Consider the following 19730-nt stretch of genomic DNA (forward strand, 5'->3'; position numbering starts at 1 on the left):
ACTCAACTTTCCTTTCCTATGTTTGAAACCTTGTCAGATATTTTTACTTCCAAAAAACACCTTTTGGCGGCAACTCTCCTTCCCTTAGTCTGGGCAATGAGTGGCTGCCAATCTAAAAAAACAGATACGATGGACAATCAGACCACACAAAAAGACAGTACGGTACAAATCGCACCCCCGACGGCAAAGATAGAAGCCTACTACCACAAAGAACATGGCACAGAACGCTTAGACAATTACTTTTGGCTGCGCGACGACAAACGCGAAAATCCCGAAGTGTTGGCATATCTGGAAGCCGAAAACGACTATCTAAAAAAGTCCTTGGCACATACCGACGCTTTTCAAGACAAGCTATTTGCCGAAATGAAGGGCAGAATCAAGGAACAAGACGAATCTGTACCCTACAAAAAAGGCAACTACTGGTATTACACGCGCTATGAAGAGGGCAAAGAATACGCCCTTTATGCCCGCAAAAAGGAAACCTTAGAGGCTGCCGAAAGCCTCCTGCTCGATGGCAATGAGCGCGGTGCAGGGAAAAGTTATTATGGTGTGGGTGCGTTTTCTATCAGCCCCAATGAAAACATCTTGGCGTTTTCGGAAGATACCGTAGGGCGCAGAGAGTACATTTTACAATTTAAAGACCTAACCACAGGGCAAGCCTTAGCCGATGTCATTCCTAATGTAGAGGGCATTGCTTGGGCAAACGACAACAAAACCATTTTTTATGTAAAGAAGCACCCCGAAACATTGCGCTCTTTTCAGGTCTGGAAACACGTTTTGGGTACGGAAGTGAGCAAAGATGTTTTGATGCACGAGGAAAAAGATGAAAGTTATTATACTTCGGTCTATAAAACAAAGTCTGACCGCTATATCCTCATTTCGCTCAATAGCACCCTCAATTCTGAAATTCGCATCTTAGATGCCAATAAGCCCGAAGGCAAATTTGAGGTCTTTCACAAGCGCGAACCCAAGCACGAATACAGCCTCGACCATAGAGGCGATAAGTTTTATATCCGTACTAATTGGGAGGCAGAGAATTTCCGCCTGATGGAAGTAGCGGTAGGAAAGCAGCAGGACAAGAAAAATTGGAAAGAAGTAGTGGCGCACCGCAGCGACGTGCTTTTAGAAGATTTCGACCTTTTCAAAGATTTTATGGTTGTTTCGGAACGCAAAGAAGGGCTTATCCAGATGCGCATCTTCAACCACAAAGACAATTCGGAGCATTACGTACCCTTCAAAGACCCCGTTTATTCGGTCTATACCACTTCAAACCCCGAAATGGATACCCAAACGTTGCGTTATGCCTACACCTCGCTTACGATGCCCAATTCTACCTACGACTACAACATGGAGAGCAAAGAAACAGAATTGAAAAAAATGCAGGAAGTAGTAGGCGGCTACAATCCCGACGATTATGTTTCGAAGCGTCTTTGGGCAACGGCGACTGATGGTACAAAAGTGCCAATTTCTTTGGTACACAAAAAGGGAATCCCACAAGATGGCAAAAGTCCGCTTTATATCAACGCATACGGCAGCTATGGCTCCTCTTCTGATGTTTATTTCTCTACCATTCGCCTAAGCCTTTTGCAGCGTGGCTTTACCTTCGCCATTGCACACATACGCGGCGGCGAAGAATTGGGCAGGCAGTGGTATGAAAATGGCAAATTATTGAAGAAGAAAAATACCTTCACCGACTTTATAGACTGCACCAAATTTTTGCAGCAGCAGGGCTATGGCTCTGCCGAAAATACCTTCGCTATGGGTGGCAGCGCAGGCGGCTTGCTCATGGGTGCAATCGTCAATATGAACCCCGAACTCTACAAAGGCGTGGTTTCACACGTGCCTTTTGTCGATGTCATTTCTACTATGATGGACGCTTCTATTCCGCTCACCACCAACGAATATGACGAATGGGGCAATCCAAACAACAAAGAATACTACGACTACATGCTTTCCTACTCGCCCTACGACAATGTGAAGGCGCAAAACTACCCCAATATGCTCGTTACGACGGGGCTGCACGATTCACAGGTGCAATATTGGGAGCCTGCCAAGTGGGTAGCCAAATTACGCGCCACTAAGACAGACAACAATCGCCTTTATTTCTATACCAACCTGACGGCAGGGCATGGCGGCGCATCAGGACGCTTTTCGCGCCTCAAAGAGTATGCCTTAGAATATGCCTTTATCTTTGACTTGCTGGGGATAAAGGAATAAAAGCCAAAGCAACAAGGTAAGAGATAAGGTTATGAAATAGACCAAAGTCTATACTATGTTGTTTATCGGTTAAAAAAACGGGGTTTTGTGCTTCGCACAAGCCTCCTGAACCCCCACCCTGCCCTCCCCCCATAGGGGAGGGTTCGAAAACCAAATCATTTTTTTATGCTTCGCATAAAAAAATGATACCGAATAGAAGCCTCGCCCTATGGGGGCGGGGTTTGGGGTGAGGTTCATTTAAGACTTTTATCGTTGCAACAACGCCAAAAATAGGGTAGGATTTTCAAGTCCTGCCCTATTTTTATGCTGTCTTGGGTCTGATTTTTCTTGGGTCTAATTTTTTGGGTCTGATTTTTCTTGGGTCTAATTTTTTGGGTCTAATTTTTTGTCGCGCCTTATTTTTTTCGTCCCCAAACAATGCGCGGCTTTTCCTGCATATCCATTTGAATATGACAATCGGAAAAGGCGCGTTCCACTAAGGCATCAAAGACCCCTTGCGCATGCCTTTCATGGACTTCAAAATAAAGCCTTCCCCCTTTGGCAAGGGCATCAAATTGCGCAATTTTTTCATAAAAAAGTAAGGGTTGCCCTTTGGGTACAAATAGCGCAAGGGCAGGCTCATGCTCGGTTACGGAAAGTGGCATCTGCTCGCGCTCATTTTCGGGAATATAGGGCGGATTGCTGACCATCACATCAAAAGTAGGAAAATCTTTGGCTTGGGCAGTTAGGATATTGGCAAGTTGGAAATAGACCTTAGCCCCTACTTCTTGCGCATTTTGGCGTGCCACCTGCAAGGCGGCTTGTGAAACATCTATTGCCCAAACTTCCGCAGTGGGCAGGTTTTTCGCTAAGGCTATCGCAATCGCACCACTACCCGTTCCGATGTCTAAGATGCGCAAAGGCTGTGCTGTTTTTTCCTTCTCTAAAATCAAATCGAGCAATTCCTCCGTTTCGGGGCGCGGAATAAGCACCGCAGGCGAAACCTTCAATTTCAGACCGTAAAAATCGGCAGTGCCTAAGATGTACTGCAAAGGCTCTCCTGCTTGTAGGCGCAAAACGGCTTGCGTAAGCCACTGATTTTGCGCCTCCGAAAAGGTAATTTTTTCCCAAATGTCCCATCTTTTGAGCGCGTACATTTTTTCGAGCAACCAATAGGCGATATTTTCAGCCTCACGTGGCTCATATACAGGCGTTAGGTGCGCTACGATAGCCAAATGCAGTGCTTTGGCAGTTTGGAAGGTAGGCGCAAAGGCAGAAAAGTTGGAAAGAGGGGACATAGCAACAAACAAAGATAAAACAAAGGGCGGCTTCAAAGGTGCTACCCAAAAAAACCCTAACGACACCTTCAAGTGCCATTAGGGATATTTTTTCTAATAAGCAGACCTTACATAATATCGTCAGGACGGCTCGGAATGTACTGTCTTGTAGAATCGACTTGCAATTTTTGTTTGGCACAATCGAAATTCCTATCAATTTCTGGATACGGACGCTCGAAGCGGTATTTGTCATACCCAAGTTCTTTTACAAGCACTGTATCGGCGTAGAGATTATCCATAAACTTAGCGAAGGCAGGCATTGCCAAACGCGAACCCTGTGCATAGACGCTATTGGGAAAGGTGATGGCTTTGTCGTCGCCCCCAACCCAAGTGCCTACCGTTAGGGCAGGTAGCACCGCCATAAACCAGCCGTCGGAAGCTTTTTGCGTAGTACCCGTTTTTCCGCCTACCTCAAAGACTTTCTTTTTAAAATCATAACGCCACAAGCCGCCTGCCGTACCGCCGCGCTCCTCTATTGCGCCGCGCAACATGTAGAGCATCGTATAGGCTTCTTCGGGTTTGAAAACCTCCCGCTTGACAGGCGTAAATTCGTCGACTACATTGCCATTTCTATCTTCGATGCGGACAATAAAAGTAGGTTCTACCCAATAGCCACCATTGAGAAAGGTGCTATAAGCTCCTGTTAGTTCTAAAACAGAAACATCACTTGTTCCCAAAGCAATGGAAGGGTTTGCATCTAAGGGACTTTCTACGCCCATATTTTTGGCATACTCCACTGCCTTGTCTGGCGAAATCTCTTTGATAAGATACGCCGCAATGCTATTGACAGAACGCCCTAAGGCTTGGCGCAGGGTCATGGATTCACCCGTAAAATTGCTTCGTGGAGTCCAAGCCTGTCCTGTTTGTCTATCTACTACCGTTGTGGGAACATCTACAACGGAATGGCAGGGGGTGAATTTCTTTTCCTTGATGGCGGCAGCATATACGATAGGTTTGAAGGTAGAGCCGGGCTGACGGGGACCTTGCTTGACGTGGTCAAATTTGAAGTGGGTATGATTGATACCGCCTACCCAAGCCTTCACCTGCCCTGTTTGTGCCTCCAAAGCTACCATACCAATATGAAGAAACATCTTCATGTAGCGGATAGAATCCATCGGGGTCATGACCGTATCGAGGGTATAATCGGGTGCGTCCCAAGAGAAGACCTGCATGCGCACAGGCTTTTCAAATTCTTTGAATATCGCGATTGTATCCTCGCCGAAAGTTTCGCGCAATAAGCGATAACGCTCTGTTTTCTTCGCCTCGCGCGTTAGGTAGTTGGGAACATTGCGCCAAGGCTCGATGCCCTTCATTTGTTTTTCAAAATTCTGCTGCAATTCTTTCATGTGTTCGAGGGCAGCCTTTTCCGCCATATTTTGCAGGCGCGAATCGATGGTTGTATAAATTTTCAAACCATCAGCGAAAAGGTCGTACCCTTTTTCCTGACACCAACGCATGAGTTCATTTCGCAAGACGGTACGAAAGTAGGTAGCCATGCCGCGATTGTGTTCGTCATCTTCGGTTATCTGGCGTGCATCTAAGGGCAAGGCACGCAAGGAATCCTTTTGTAGGGGCGTGATAAAACTTGCCACTTGAAGCTGATGAAAGACTACATTGCGGCGATTAACCGCATTTTTGGGATTGCCAATGGGATTGTATAAGCTCGGTCCTTTGAGCATGCCCACCAAAACTGCCGCTTGGTGCAGGTCTAAATCCTTTGGACTTTTGCCAAAATATTTCGTCGCTGCCGTATTGATGCCAAAATAATTCCTACCAAAATCTACCGTATTGAGGTACATTTCTATAATTTCTTTTTTTGTATAAGAGCGTTCCAAACGCACCGCCAAAATCCATTCTTTGGTTTTGATGGCAGCCATGCGCAAAATTTTGTTGCTCTCTTTTTTGGTAAAAGTGCCTTCGTATGCCTTATTACCGCGTGTTTGGAAAAGGTTTTTTGCAAGCTGCTGCGAAATGGTACTCCCGCCCCCTTGTAGGTCGAAGGTAAGAATCCCGACGGCTACACGCATCAGACTTCGCAAATCTATACCCGAATGAGAATCGAAGCGCACATCTTCGGTTGCCACAAGTGCGTTGATAAGGTGTGGCGAAAGGCTATCATAGGGCGTGCGCTGACGGTTTTCGCGAAAATAAGTACCCAAGACTTCGCCATCTGCGGCATAAACCACAGAGGCAAGCGCGTTTTGAGGGTTGTCCAACTCTTTGAAATCGGGCATGCCACCAAAAAGCCCTCCCCAATTATCGCCTACCGCAGAAACCCAGCCCCATATCGCAAAGAAACTCAAAAAAAATAGCACCCATAGAATTTTAATCGCTCTTAGAAACATAACAAAGAAGGATTGGCAGTATATAAATTTTTCGAAACAAACATGCAGGATTTGGCAAGGCAAAGATAGTAATTTTTAGTTTGCCCCTGCTTGCGCTATCCTCCAAAGTTGAAATTTCTTTTTCTCTATCTGCCTAAAAACTGCCTAAAAATAAGCAAGTGGCGTGAAATGGTGCTTTTTTGAAGTAGAATGAAATAAAAAATTGCCCCTACGACTCCAAAGCCTCTTTGATGTTCTGACGATACTGAATGTCTAAATTTTTAAGAAAAGCTGCCTCTGGACGGCGTTCCAACTCCTCCCGACAAGTCTTGACGGCTAAATCAAACCAATTTCCCTGTGGCAAAATCTTGCGATGCACACGCAAACCCAAAGAGAGCATCTCTTTTTTCCAATATAAAAAATACCACTCCATCGAAGGCTGATGAAAAGCCCGCAAATTGCGCTTATCGAAGATAAATTTTTGGGCTTTGCGCAAACAACTCAATTCGCCTGCCTTCAAAAAAATCTCCTGAAAGGCATCAAAAGGGATAAACTCGGTGCGAATCACACATAAAGCCGCCTTGTATTCTTCAATCCAATAGATATTAGCAAATTCGTTTTGGCTAACCAAATGGAAGCCCTCTATGTCGAGAGCTTCTCTTTTTTCCGATAGTTTGGGTTCTACTTTCATTTTCTTCCTTTTTTAGACACAAATCGCATAAGCACTCTGCATATAACCGCAAAGGATTTTGATTTGTTTAAAAAAATAACCCCTAAGTTGCACAAGCCTACTTATTCGAAGAAGGAATACTGTCGTGATAAGTTGGCTTGATGTTCACTGTTGGGTTTGAATTGAGTACTTTTTCCCCATATTCGTACTCCTCTGCGCTTAGACACTTCTCTTTCAAAAAATTTTGACGTTTTATTTCATCTACTTTTTTTTCAACTTGATTTCGTATCTCAACGTACTCTTTCGATAGCTTTTCAAAATCCTCTTTCGGCTTTCTAAAAAACACGACATAGTCGCTGCAAAGCGTTCCTTCTTCTTTCTTTGTATAATTTACATTCATAATAAAAATGCGAATTGGTAATTTATATCCCACAGCCCCAAAAATGTTTGTATAAAGAATAACAAAGGAAGGAGAGTCTTTGCTTTCAGGCACTTGCAGTATTGCATAGACATTTGATTGGTAATAATGCAAACCGCCTTTATATTCAAAATAAAATCCTTCTATTGATACATTTAAAGAATCATCTATTGTCATAAATATTGGTGCAAACACATCACTATTATTACTATAAACCATTCCGACATAGTGTTCTGCAAAGTGATTAGGGCGCAAGCCTTGTGTTGGGGCAGATTCGGGTAAGATGTTTATGTTTTGTTTGGTAGCCTTTTCCTCCACAAAAGCCAAAAACTTGCTTGTTATTTCTTTGCTGTAATTTGTAAGCTGTTTCGGGGAAATTTCCGCCATCTCGAAACTATCGGCAGCCTTCAAACAAGATAACAACGTTTGCAGTGCTTTGAGATATTTTGTTTCAGAGGCAGCTTCTTCTTTGTCTTCTGGTTTATTCTCTTCCATCATAGATGAAATAAATTTTTTCAATTTTCGGACATTATATAATTTAGTATTTTCCATTTTGTTTCCCATGTTAAGGTTTGAAAAAAGTATCAAAAGACAAAGATACGGCTTATTTTCAGAAAAAGGCACAAAAAAGGCACAATAGAGAAAAATTAGAGAAGCAAAGGAGAAAAATTAGAGAAAGTTTGAGAATCTATTAACTTTTTAAGAGAAAAATATATTTACATAATTTTTTGTTTTTTAGCTCAGGTCTTCGTACCTTTGGAGTAAGCAGAATGGGCTACAAACATTCTTTTATCGAAGTCAGGTTTATACACAAAAGCAAAAAAAAGCTACTTTTTTGAAGTAGCTTTTTTTATTATGACAATACCTATCTGCAAAATGTTCTTTTTAAAATTGGTACAAAAATTAGATTTTCCAGAACTGCTCTTGGTCTAAAAGTGGGTATCTTTTGGGCAGCGGCAAGGCTTGTAAGGCTTGATACGAAAACCACGCAAAATTTTGAATCAGTTGCTCGGTGGGCGCACGTTCAGGGTCGTATCCACGCCTAATTTGCCCCCCTACGCGCTCTACGCGCCAAAGAAGCTCTACGGCATGGTATTTTTCAGAAATAAATTCATGACAAGTCAGAAATTCAGTGGGGCGCACCTGCAAACCCGTTTCTTCCTCAAATTCGCGCTGCAAAGCCACTTGCATAGGCTCACCAAACTGCACACCGCCGCCCGGCGGTAGCCAAAATTCGCCCATTTCCCCAAAGGGTGCAAGCCGCAAAAGTAGCATTTTAGGCTTTCCTTGCTGCATTTCTACCAAAACGCCCATCACGCGCACACGCAAACGGTTTTCATATTCAGACATTTTTTCTGCCATTTAAAGGTTGCTATTTTGTGGCTACTTCAAATGTTTGAGGGCTTCGCGCTTACTCAAAGCTGCCAAAGGGGTTTGCTCGACAAAAAGGCGAACTGCCTGCGCGTCGGTGCGTGCATATTGGCGCAAAGCCCAACCGATAGCCTTCTGTATAAAAAATTCTTTTTCGGCACTAAGCAAGCGAATATATTTAAAAAGCAGTTCAGTATCCGTATTTTCTTTGTAGCTTAATTGAAAAATAAGCACCAACCTTTGCAACCAAATATTTTTACTTTCATACCATTTAGGCAAATATAACATTCTATTTTGAGGATATTTTTTAAAATATAAGCCCACCAGTGGCGCAATTCCATCTACACTATCCCACCACGATTTGGAAAGCGCAAAGCGTTCTAAAAGAAGAATAAAGCCTTCGTCAAAGTCATTTTTTTTACCTTTTTTTTCCAAAAGATTCAAGACCAAATACTGATATTCGCGTTCAGGGAGCAGCCAAAGCCTTTCCAAAAGGGCATAAAAGGCTTTTTTATCAAAAAAATCGTTTTTTAAGATAGGAAAATCCACAAGCACCCCTTTGAGGAGTTCGGCACGAAGCGGCTTTTTCAGACCCAAGAATGGAAAAAGATGACGTAGGTAAGCCGCCTGCGCCAGAGCGGTTTGAGGGTCGGCGTGCGCTTGCATTTGGGCTTGTATGGCTTCTTCAAATTGCAGGTAGAGGAATTTTTCTTTCATAAATTGAATAAATTTACTAACTTATGTCGGATTGGACTTGGTAGAGCGGCATTGGGCTGCCTTATGAATTGCTATGAAAAACTTTGCATTTTTCACATCTGACACAAAATAAAATTTGGAAAAATCCTGTTTTTATGTTTGGAAACCCTTTTATATTTTAATCAAATTCGCGTTTCAAGATGTAATCTGCCTCCACTACAATCGTCGTATCTTGAAAGGGGAGCTGATTTTGGTGCAAAAAATAGTCCCTATCTACAAAGACACGCGCTTCCCAAACCTTGTGCAAGCCGCTTCTTAGGTCGTAATTGCTCGCCCAAGTATTGAAGGCAATTCTGCCTACGCCTTGGCTATTGACAAAGACCTTTTGAAAGTTGGTGTTGATGCTGGGAAAGTTGCGAATTTGCCCCACTTCCAAGCCATAGAAAAGGTCTGCCTGATAGGTTTTTCCCTCTTCCAAGATTCGGAAATCGGGGCGGACATAGACCCTGCCGCGCTCAAAGGGAAAGCGATTGAGATGTTGAGCGCGTATCGAGTCGGGGATTTTCTTTTCTAAAACGCGGCTATAAGTGGTAAGCAGTTGGCAGTCGGTAGTAAAAAGGGCAATTTTCCAGATGGCGGGGTATGCTTTCTGCAAATCCCAAAGATTTTTTTCATATCCATAAGCCATTTGCGTAATCTCCTCACAATCTTTGCAGACTTCGTTGGCGATATATTGCTGATAGCTCACCAAACTATCTAAAAGTAGGGAAAGATTCGCCTCCGTAAGGGCAATCGGCTCTTTTGAAGGGCGATTTTCTACAAATTGTACCCGAAAAGCAGCCAACCGCTCGCGAATACTCTGCATGCTCTCAAAAGTGGCTTCTGCCTGATAATAAAGCGTTTGTGTATCTAAACTCGACTGGGCAGTGGTATAACGCAAGTTGCCCAAAAGGGTGCGCTCCCTATCATGCTCACGCAAAAGGCTTTGCAGGGCTTGTGTTTGTTGCTCTAAAAGTTGGAGTTCTTCGGGTTCTAAATCATGACTGTTCCATTCTTCGGTAGCCCAAAAAAAAGCAAAGGCAAGCGGTAAAAGCCAAAGTAAAAACGTATATTTTTTCATAGTTTGTATGATAATAACAAAAGCCTTGAAGGAAGAACGGAAGTAGCAAGGGCAAATAGGCAGGCGAGCAAAATAACATCTTTTTCTATCAAAATCTATACAAAAGATAGCGCAAAGCTACTTATGCGCACAAAATAGGAATATTTTTTCGTTAAACGCGCCCTTTTTTCGCTATTTGTGGCTAAATCTTTTATTTTTGCAAACGAAGCCAAATTAGAAACCGATTTCCAAACAACTAAACTCTATTTCGCATGAGCGTATTGGTCAATAAGCACTCCAAAGTTATCGTACAAGGTTTTACAGGAAAAGAAGGAGCTTTCCACGCCTCGCAGATGATTGAATACGGCACAAACGTCGTAGGTGGCGTTACGCCCGGAAAAGGTGGAAGCAGCCACTTAGACCGCCCCGTCTTCAATACCGTTGCGGAAGCCGTCATTGCCACAGGTGCGGACGTGTCTATTATTTTTGTACCCCCCGCCTTTGCTGCCGACGCAGTAATGGAAGCCGCCGATGCAGGCATTAAAGTCATTGTCGCGATTACAGAGGGGATTCCTGCCCAAGACATGGTGAAGGCGAAAGCATACGTCAAGCAATTTGAAGGGGTGCGCCTAATTGGTCCCAACTGCCCAGGGGTCATTACACCCGAAGAGGCAAAGGTAGGCATCATGCCCGGTTTTGTCTTCAAAAAAGGCAACGTCGGTATTGTGTCAAAATCAGGAACGCTCACCTATGAGGCTGCCGACCAAGTCGTAAAAGCAGGCTTGGGCATTACCACTGCCATCGGAATTGGCGGCGACCCTGTCATTGGCACTACCACACAAGAGGCGGTAGAACTTTTGATGAACGACCCCGAAACCGAAGCTATCGTCATGATTGGCGAAATTGGGGGCAATCTCGAAGCCGAAGCTGCCCGTTGGATTCAGAAAGACGGCAACAGAAAGCCCGTTGTCGGCTTTATCGCAGGGCAGACTGCACCCAAAGGCAAGCGTATGGGGCATGCAGGTGCAATTATCGGAGGCGCAGACGATACCGCTGCCGCCAAGATGAAAATCATGGAATCTTGCGGACTCTATGTAGTAGATTCGCCTGCCCTTATCGGCGAAACCGTAGTGCGTGCCTTAGCAGAGCGCAAGGTAAAGGCTTAGTTTTGAAGCCCTTAGCGCAAAGACTTCAAAAAGCGTCCTCATAAGGGTAGCATTTTCAAACCCTATGCGATTGAACCTATGCGATTGAAGTTGCACACCTGCATTTATTTTTAAGTCATCAATAGAAAAAGCCCCCGAACATCATTCAGGGGCTTTTTTTTGAACCAACAAGCGTCGGCAAGACGGAAGCCTCACCGAATACTTTTCTTGAACCTTCGGCAAAACTTGATGCCATTGCCAAGGTATATTTTGAAGGCAAGTTTTGGGGTAGAAAATGATACCCAAAACTGCTCGAAGACCGAAGAAGGTTTGAAAAAACCTCACCAAGCGCAACGCCCTCGGCGAGGATTCAAGTAGTCTATTAAACTATTCCTTCACAATTTTAATGCTTTGTTGCATTTCTGCCGATACAATTTGCAGGGTATAAACCGCCTGTGCCAAACTGCTTAAATCAAGGCTTACTTCTTTGGCATTTGTCCAATTTTGCTGCAAAAGCTCTCTGCCCAAAGCGTCGTAAAGGCGAATTTGTAAGTCTTTCTGTTCGCTTTCAAAACGCAGGGTTACCTGATTTTGGGTAGGATTCGGGAAAAGACTAAATCCTTGATTTTGAGGCACTTCGTCCTCTTGACCCAAAGTAATGGCGGCAAAGGTGCGGCTGCGCGAAGAAGTTTCACAATTCTGACCATAAGTAGCCAAGACGCGGTAGCTTCCATTTTGGGCAGGGGTGAAAGCAAGTTGATTTTCCGAACCTGCCACATTTACAAACTGACCATTTGTACCCAAATTTCTATCTAAAACCTGCCACACAAAAGGCACATTTTCAGAAAGTTCCACTTCTAACACATTGCCGTTGGGTCTGATGCGAATTTTAGGCGCGGCGTAGTAGGTGAGTTCAAACTCTGCCGATTCGGAACTACAAGGGGCATGGGGCGTGAAAACAGCCACTTTGTACGTTCCCCCTGCATTTACTTCTACACTCGAACCCGAAAGCGGTAATCTTTCATGGTTTAAGAACCAATAATAACGCGCTCCCTCTATTTGTGGCACGCTCAAAATTGCCGTTTCGCCTTCGCAGATGGCATTTTTTGAAGCGGTCAAATCTATTGAAGCAGGGAAATTCAAGATTTCGATGCGGCGTTGGCTTATTGCAACACAACCCAAGATATTATCCGTAACTTTTAGCGTATAAACGCCTGTTTGAGAAGCAGTTATGGCGGCAGAAGTGCCTAAGATAGTGCCATTGAAAGACCATTCGTAGCTTACCTCTGCATCAGGAGTAGCTTGCGGAGCTGCACTCAAAACGGTTTCCGAACAGAAGCGAAGGCTATTGCTTTGGGTCTGAATAAACGCCACAGGCGCAGATTTCAAACGCACGCGAATTGGGGTAGATTCTGCCGTACAGTTGCCACGAATGACCACAAATTCATACCAACCGCTTACATTAGCTCGCAAAGTAGTTGTATTTTCACCGCCCAAAGTAAAGCCGTTGAGCTTCCACGCATAACGCGCACCCGCCGTTTCTTCGCCTTGTAGGGTTACGACATTTTCGCAGCTAATAAGCTCATTGTCAGCGTTTAAAGTGTTTAGAATACGCGCCTCGTATGCTTCATTCACTAAGGCTACCACAGGGATTTTTTCGCCTTCTTGCCCTAATTCGAAGATGCTCACAAAATAGGTTTTGCTTTCGCTTAGGATTGGCGTTTCGAAAGTGCCACTTGCGCTTTCATAGAAAGGCGTAGTGTCGGTTTCATTTTCATACCAGCGATAAACGCCCTGCCAATCTGTTTTGCCCGATACGGAAAGTACCACTCTGCCACTTCCGCACACTTCGCGCACAGATTCGAGGCTCACGCCTGTCGGTAGGGTTGTGGCATCAATAGAAGCATAGACGACCATCATATTAGAAAAGGCAGCATTACAAATTGTACGCACTTCAAAATGGTGAAGGGTGCTATGCGAGAGATTTTCTAATAGGAAAGAATTTTGGGGAACAGGCAGATTTGCTATCACCGTACCATTTAGATAGACTTCTACATACTCCACACCTACGGGTAGTTCCCAATTGAGCAGGATAGAACTTGAAGAAAGCGGAGTCGCTGTCAAATTTTCAACCTTTGGGCAAGGCGGCAAAGGTGGAATAGGACGCGCCTTAAACCTAACGGCTAAGTCGTTGCGATTGCTACCGATAATGTTAGCAGCCGTGCTATTGTATAAAAAGGCGTTGTCGTCGAAAACAACTGTCAGGTCGGCTACATTTTGAGCAGGCGTATGCGGATTAGCAGTATCGGCTAAGACAAAACCTAAGGTATAATCATCTATCCTAACCATTTCGGCTACCAAGCCTGTTGGTACGTTTGATACCGAAACCCAACCATTTGCCACAAAATCATCACCATTTGCACCTGCGAAAATAGGGCAAGGGGCAGTAATGAAAATGGTATCATTCATCAGACCCGAAGTAGGATTGCTTTCTACAAAAACCGTATCCGAATAGGCAAGGCTGCCTGCAAAACTTACTGTTACCGTTTGGGTAGCGGTAGCGGTATTGCCCGCAGCGTCTGTAACGGTGTGTGTAACGGTAGTTGTGCCAAGTGGGAAGGCAGCAGGCGCATTGTTTGTAACGGTAAAGGTGCAGTTATCAGCAGCCGTTGGCGTACCCAAAGCCACACTTGAAGCCGTACAAAGTCCTGCGTCAGTGGTAATATTTAGGGCAGCAGGGGCAGTAATGGTCGGATTTTGGTTATCTACTACGGTTACAATTTGGGTAGCGGTAGCGGTTAAACCATTGGCATCAGTTACTGTCCAAGTAACGGTGGTATTGCCAAGTGGAAAAGTAGCAGGGGCGTTATTGGTAATTGTAAAGGTACAGTTATCCGAAGCCGTAGCCGTTCCCAAAGCCACACCCGAAGCAGTGCAGGCGTTTAAATCGGTATTAACTGTTACGTTGGCAGGAGCGGTAATGGTCGGACTTTGTGTATCCGTAACCGTTACGGTAAAAGAGCAAGGGGTGGTATTGCCAAAATTGTCTGTAGCCTCGAAAGAAACAGTATGGCTACCAACCCCAAGCAATGTATTGGCGGCAAAACCGCCTGTGCGCACAATACGCGCACCATTTAGTTCGAGTATGTGTCTATTAGAATTTGTTGTACTAATATCATTCCACGTACCATTCGATAGAACTTGGGTAGCATCTTCGTTGCCAGAGTTATTAGGCTCGCCTGCGTTCCAATTCGTAAAGGTAGGAGGGGCGCAATCTTCCCAAACAAAAGTGCCTTCTACTTCAAGGTCATTATAGCCAATAAAATAGCTTGTAGCAGGGCTTACCACTGCCGAAACCCAGTTGCGAATCTGTGTATTTTCGGCGGCATCACTAATTTGTACCATATAACCACCTGCGGCGGCGCAATTAGCTCTTGCAGTGTTGTAATCTACGTTTGCATTTGAAACATAATAAGAGTGCGTGCCGATTGTACCCAAATAGGTATAGCCTGCAATTTCAGCTCTATAAGCTCCCCCACAAGTATCGATGGCAGAAGGGAAAGGATAGCAATAGCGCGTTTGACATTCGCCTATTGGAAGGGTAAGGTTTGCGCTGTTGTTACAAGTAAAGACGGGGGGGACGGTTTCTGTAACAGCAACATCATAGGCACAAGTAGCCGAAGAGCCACCTACTGCGGCGTTCCAAGTTACTGTCGTAATGCCGCCATTAAATATTACACCTGCAAGGGAAGTGCCTGTGCCTGTGGTTGCGCCCGATAGCGTATAGGTAGGCGTAATGGCACTACAATTTCCAGAAAGAACAGGGTTTAGGGCGGCAGTTGCGGTATAGCCACAAACGCCTGTATTGGCTGCAAAAGTCTGATTGGCAGGACAATTTAAAACCAAAGGCTCTGAAATATTTACGTTCAGGGTTGTGGTCGTGATACAGCCGTCCTGCATTTCGGCAGTATAAGTTACGGTATAAGTTCCGCCTGCGGCGTAAGTATGCGACTGCGAAGCTGCACCCGAAGGAATAACAGTACCATCACCCATATCCCAAGTATGATTGACGATAGGAATAACGCGGCTGATGGTAATGTTATCTAAGCCCCAGTTATCATAATTAGCACCAGAATTAGTTGTTTGTAGCCAACGAAAACGTGTAGTAGCAGTAAGCGCACCAGCAGGCAAAGTATTGACATTAAAAGAAACCCAACCGTAACCTACTGCACCGCCTGAAGCGTCAGTAGGGTCGATGTACATGATGTTGGTATAAGTAACACCGTCGGTCGAGTATTGCAAATACACGCCTTCGCCTGCATCTACTTGCTCACAGCCAGGGTCGGGGTCGTCATCTCCAAAGCGAATTTGAAAACTGATAAGCCCGCCCGCGCTCATATCGACAACAGACGTCGTTAGGGAACGCTGACCAGCAACGGCACTTGCCCAGAAATAATCTGTCCCGTCGGCGGCAGGCAATCCGCAGGGTTGCCCTATGATAAAGGCGGAAGCTATCCAACCGGGAGGAAAGGTACTACCGTTGAAATTGAAAGAGGAGGCATTGGAGTATGCAGAGCCTTGAAAGTCGATGGGCGTGTTGCAGGTAGTCGTCGCGCCACCTGTCAGTAGGGAGGTACATTGTGCAAAAATGCCTGCAATTCCCCAAAAAGATAGAAGTATGGTAAAAAGAAACTTAGTCATATTATTTCAAAAGTTGAGTTTTTAGTCCGTTGATGTTGATTTTTTCAAGTTTTGCCATATTGGGTATAGCGGAATTAGCAAGGAAAATAGAAAGAGAAGTTTCCGCTTCTGTGTTGGGGTAGCACACGCCTTCGAGAGCCGCCTTCGGACTAAGCACTAAGCGCACTTCTTTTTCGCTCGCCATCTCACGATTTTCTGTGTGGGAATAAGCCTTTTCTAAGTCGAATTGTAGGAAAAGCGTTTCGCCCGTTTTGTTTTCTACTTTAAAGAGCAATTTTTCCATCTGCACGCCATAAGAAGCCGTATAGCAGTCGGCACTTTTGTAGAAAATGCGGACGTGTTCGTTTTCTTGTGCCAATGTCCAAGTGGGCTGCCATGCCACGATGGGTTCGGTGTTCTGCGCTGAAAGGGTCTGTGTCAGCAGCAGACTTATCGCAAGGGATAAGAAAAGAAAGAGGGTTTTACAGATTTTCATAAAAGAAGAATGTTTGGAAGTGTAAAGCAGGAGAAGTACAGGTGTAAGATTTCGCCAGACTTTTAAAAAAGTCGTCAGATAAAAATAGGCGATATGCGTACCCGCGCTCAAAAAAGGAATTAAATGAGGCTGAAAAAGAGACATTTATACGCTTGTTTTAAAAGAATAGGAATGAATAAAACACATAGCAGTCTGCACTACTTGGGTACAAAGTAGCGGCTTTTTTAGGCTCATTTTAAAAATCTGCGACAGAAAGCACGCTAATTGGGACAAACTGCAAAATGCTGCGATAAAAAAAATTTGTTAAAACTACGCTACCCGATTTTTGTTTGAAAAAAATGCTCCCTTTGAAAAAAAAACACCTCGACGCTATAAAATTCTGTGAGGCGGTTTCTATCGCTACCTATTCCCTATTTTTTACTGTTGCTAAGGATTTGACTTAAAAAATTCTTTTTCACGAACAAAATTCTACTACTTTCGTAAAAATGTATCGAATAAGAAACTACCCTAATTTACAACACCGATGAATTTACTCGATTTGGAAAGCGAACTCAAAAAATTGCCTACCCTGCCGCCTTGGGGAAGAAAGCAGTCTGACGATTGGGACAAAGACTCGAATTTCGTCTATCAACTGCCTACCTACGAAGCCTTACAAATGCGCTTGAAGCAACTGCAAAAAGGGGTAGCCTTCGAAAACTACGTCTTGAATCGCTGGTACAATACCCTTTCGGCAAGAGGCGTAGAGCATATTTTCTCCCAAATAGAAGGCGTGAGAATCAATCCGAATCGGTACGACAAAAAAGTAGATTTTTTTATACACAACTTGCCCTTCGACCACAAAACGACCATTTTCCCAAAAAATTATACCCCCAAAATAGAGGAAGCACAGAAAAATCCTGCCCATTTAGCACAGTGGCTATACCAGAATCAGAGTCAGCAAGGGCGTTTTCACCTTGCCAATCGTCTTTTTGTGGTCTTGTATCAAAAAGATGGCGCACATTGGCAGCTAAGACGTGAGCTTTCCTATCTCAAACCGCACATAGAAACCTATATCCAAAACTTTCACCCCCAAAAACTTATCCGCCTTCCTTTGGCAGACAAAATTGAGCCTACACTTTGTGATTTGATTTTTGTGATAAAATAGCATCTAACAAAAGATACAAAAGATAGTCTTTATATAAGTTTCCCTTTGCCAACACTAAGGGCGTTGTTACAACGATAAAAGCCTTAAATGCACCCCACCCCAAGCCCCAGTAATGTTAAATTCTAAAAATTAGGTTCAAATGTAGGGACAAAGCATTGCCTTGTCCTATGCCCCAAACCCTAAGGGTCTTGAAGACCCTTAGGGTTTAAGTCCAAATTTTATTTCGTTTCTAATTTGACAAAACAAGACTTTTTACAGAACTTAACATTACTGCCCCATAGGGCGGGGCTTTTTTATCATAAAATGTCTTTTAGTTATGATACAAAACCTTGAAAATTAGTTTTGTTTTCGAACCCTCCCCTATGGGGGGAGGGCAGGGTGCAGTGATGTTAAATTCTAAAAATCAAATGCAAATGTAGGGACAAGGCACTGCCTTGTCCGCAGCAAGATTGAAATAAAAAAGGGCTTTCAGACCTAAAAAAAGTCTTTCACCCAAATTTTATTTCGTGTCAAATTTGACAAAACAAGATTTTTTACAGAACTTAACATCACTGGGGCAGGGTGGGGGTTCAGCAGGCTTGCACAAAGCACAAACCCCGTTTTTTGACCTTCTGACCTTTGTAAAAACGCCAAACACTAAGCACACTTAATAGCACAAGATTTGATGAATTTTATCGTTAAAAACTTAAAATGCTATACTTCTTACTGCGTTTGGTGTCCTTAGTGTTGAATAAAATTTGCGTTGGGAACGTCAGCAGGTTGCTATTCTGTTTTGGGCAAAATTTCATGCCCCATTTTGTCGCGCTTGGTTTGGAGGTATTTTTCGTTGTGCGGATTGGGTTCAATTCGGATAGGCACGCTTTCGACAATTTCCAAGCCATAACCGATAAGCCCTGCCCGCTTTTTGGGATTATTGGAAATAAGTCGGATTTTTCTAACGCCCAAATCGCGCAAAATTTGCGCTCCTACGCCATAGTCGCGCTCGTCCATTTTAAAGCCAAGCTCTAAATTTGCCTGTACGGTATCGAGTCCTTTTTCCTGCAATTTGTAGGCTTTTAATTTATTTAAAAGACCAATTCCGCGCCCTTCCTGATTCATGTAGAGAATCACGCCGCGCCCTTCTTTTTCTACCATTTCCATAGCCCCATGAAGCTGTGCGCCGCAGTCGCAACGGCAGGAGCCGAAAATGTCGCCCGTAACACAAGAGGAATGAACGCGCACCAAGATAGGTTCGTCTTTGTCCCATTTCCCCTTCACCAACGCCAAATGGAGTTCGCCTGTATTGATTTGTCGATACGCCATTAGGTCGAAATTGCCCCATTCAGTAGGCATCTGCACCCCTATTTCGGGCTGTATCAGGGTTTCGTGTTTGAGGCGGTAGGCGATAAGGTCTTCTATCGAAACCAATTTGAAGCCATGCTTATCAGCAAATTCGCGCAAAAAAGGCAGACGCGCCATTTCGCCCTCCTCGGTCATGATTTCGATGAGCATGCCTACGGGTTGTAAGCCTGCCAATCGCGCAAAATCTACCGTTGCCTCGGTGTGTCCTGCACGCCGCAATACGCCCCCTTCGCGTGCTTTGAGGGGGTTGATGTGTCCGGGTCGTCCTAAATCTTCGGGGCGCGTGCTAAGGTCGGCTAAGGCGTTGATGGTTTTGGCTCTATCGTGCGCCGATACGCCTGTGGTGCAGCCCTTTCCAAGCAAATCTACCGTAACGGTGAAGGCTGTCCCCTTAGGGTCGGTATTTTTTCCTACCATCAAGTCTAAATCTAATTCTACGCATCGCCTTTCTGTCATGGCGACACACAAAACGCCACGCGCCTCTTTGAGTACAAAATTGACCATTTCAGGCGTAACCTTTTCGGCAGCACAAATGAAATCGCCTTCATTTTCGCGTCCTTCGTCATCAACGACGATAATCATTTTGCCATTTTTGATGTCCTCGATGGCTTCCTCGATGGTATCTAAACGGATAGGGCTTGTCGGATTCATAAGCGATAGGGGGTAAGGGTCTTGACCAGAAGCAAAGTTCGCTAAGTTTTTTGAAGTGGGCAAATTTTTCAATCGGTTTGCGTATTTGGGTCGCCAATCTGCCTTTTGCTTGCGCTGACCCCTATTTTTGTAGCCTTGCCCCGAAAGTGGGTAGTAATGTTA

13 protein-coding genes are annotated in these 19730 nt (G+C 44.4%); 3 read left to right on the forward strand and 10 right to left on the reverse strand.

Going from position 1 to position 19730, the window contains the following annotated elements:
* The first annotated feature begins 18 nt into the window (after nt 1–18).
* Entirely contained in the window at nt 19–2217 is a 2199-nt protein-coding gene (locus tag G500_RS0116330; protein WP_051203760.1) for a S9 family peptidase, read from the forward strand.
* A gap of 395 nt (nt 2218–2612) precedes the next feature.
* Here the strand turns inward: G500_RS0116330 and prmC are convergent, their stop codons facing one another.
* The 7 genes from prmC to G500_RS0116375 form a co-directional block, all read right to left on the reverse strand.
* Nucleotides 2613–3494, reverse strand: coding sequence for a peptide chain release factor N(5)-glutamine methyltransferase (gene prmC, locus G500_RS0116340; protein ID WP_154657200.1), 882 nt, complete (start codon nt 3492–3494; stop codon nt 2613–2615).
* 107 nt (nt 3495–3601) lie between these two features.
* Nucleotides 3602–5878, reverse strand: a complete 2277-nt coding sequence (locus G500_RS0116345; protein ID WP_027003336.1) for a transglycosylase domain-containing protein — start codon at nt 5876–5878, stop codon at nt 3602–3604.
* A gap of 208 nt (nt 5879–6086) precedes the next feature.
* The gene (locus tag G500_RS0116350; RefSeq protein WP_051203762.1) at nt 6087–6548 is read right to left on the reverse strand and encodes a hypothetical protein; all 462 of its coding nucleotides are present in this window, start codon (nt 6546–6548) and stop codon (nt 6087–6089) included.
* A 97-nt stretch (nt 6549–6645) separates the two neighbouring features.
* Nucleotides 6646–7443: a hypothetical protein gene (locus G500_RS0116355; RefSeq protein ID WP_211220167.1), complete on the reverse strand. Its 798-nt coding sequence runs from the start codon at nt 7441–7443 to the stop codon at nt 6646–6648.
* Nucleotides 7444–7848: 405 nt separating this feature from the next.
* The gene (locus G500_RS0116365) at nt 7849–8307 is read right to left on the reverse strand and encodes an NUDIX domain-containing protein (RefSeq protein ID WP_027003339.1); all 459 of its coding nucleotides are present in this window, start codon (nt 8305–8307) and stop codon (nt 7849–7851) included.
* Nucleotides 8308–8328: 21 nt separating this feature from the next.
* Nucleotides 8329–9033, reverse strand: a complete 705-nt coding sequence (locus G500_RS0116370; RefSeq protein WP_027003340.1) for a DNA alkylation repair protein — start codon at nt 9031–9033, stop codon at nt 8329–8331.
* A gap of 157 nt (nt 9034–9190) precedes the next feature.
* Complete coding sequence (locus G500_RS0116375; RefSeq protein ID WP_027003341.1) at nt 9191–10132, reverse strand: hypothetical protein; 942 nt, start codon at nt 10130–10132, stop codon at nt 9191–9193.
* A gap of 251 nt (nt 10133–10383) precedes the next feature.
* On the opposite strand from G500_RS0116375, the gene sucD reads away from it, so the two are divergent.
* Nucleotides 10384–11277 carry a succinate--CoA ligase subunit alpha gene (sucD, locus tag G500_RS0116385; protein ID WP_027003342.1) on the forward strand — a complete coding sequence of 298 codons (894 nt, stop codon included), beginning with the start codon at nt 10384–10386 and terminating at the stop codon, nt 11275–11277.
* Nucleotides 11278–11643: 366 nt separating this feature from the next.
* Here the strand turns inward: sucD and G500_RS0116395 are convergent, their stop codons facing one another.
* Nucleotides 11644–15957 carry an HYR domain-containing protein gene (locus tag G500_RS0116395; RefSeq protein ID WP_027003343.1) on the reverse strand — a complete coding sequence of 1438 codons (4314 nt, stop codon included), beginning with the start codon at nt 15955–15957 and terminating at the stop codon, nt 11644–11646.
* Nucleotide 15958: 1 nt separating this feature from the next.
* The gene (locus G500_RS0116400) at nt 15959–16432 is read right to left on the reverse strand and encodes a hypothetical protein (RefSeq protein ID WP_211220168.1); all 474 of its coding nucleotides are present in this window, start codon (nt 16430–16432) and stop codon (nt 15959–15961) included.
* Between the two features lie 523 nt (nt 16433–16955).
* On the opposite strand from G500_RS0116400, the gene G500_RS0116410 reads away from it, so the two are divergent.
* Entirely contained in the window at nt 16956–17576 is a 621-nt protein-coding gene (locus tag G500_RS0116410) for a hypothetical protein (protein WP_027003345.1), read from the forward strand.
* Nucleotides 17577–18338: 762 nt separating this feature from the next.
* Here G500_RS0116410 and G500_RS0116420 read toward each other — a convergent pair.
* Nucleotides 18339–19568, reverse strand: a complete 1230-nt coding sequence (locus G500_RS0116420; protein WP_035757814.1) for a bifunctional 3,4-dihydroxy-2-butanone-4-phosphate synthase/GTP cyclohydrolase II — start codon at nt 19566–19568, stop codon at nt 18339–18341.
* Nucleotides 19569–19730 lie beyond the last annotated feature (162 nt).

The sequence above is a fragment of the Hugenholtzia roseola DSM 9546 genome, assembly GCF_000422585.1.
GTDB classification, from domain to species: Bacteria; Bacteroidota; Bacteroidia; order Cytophagales; family Bernardetiaceae; genus Hugenholtzia; species Hugenholtzia roseola.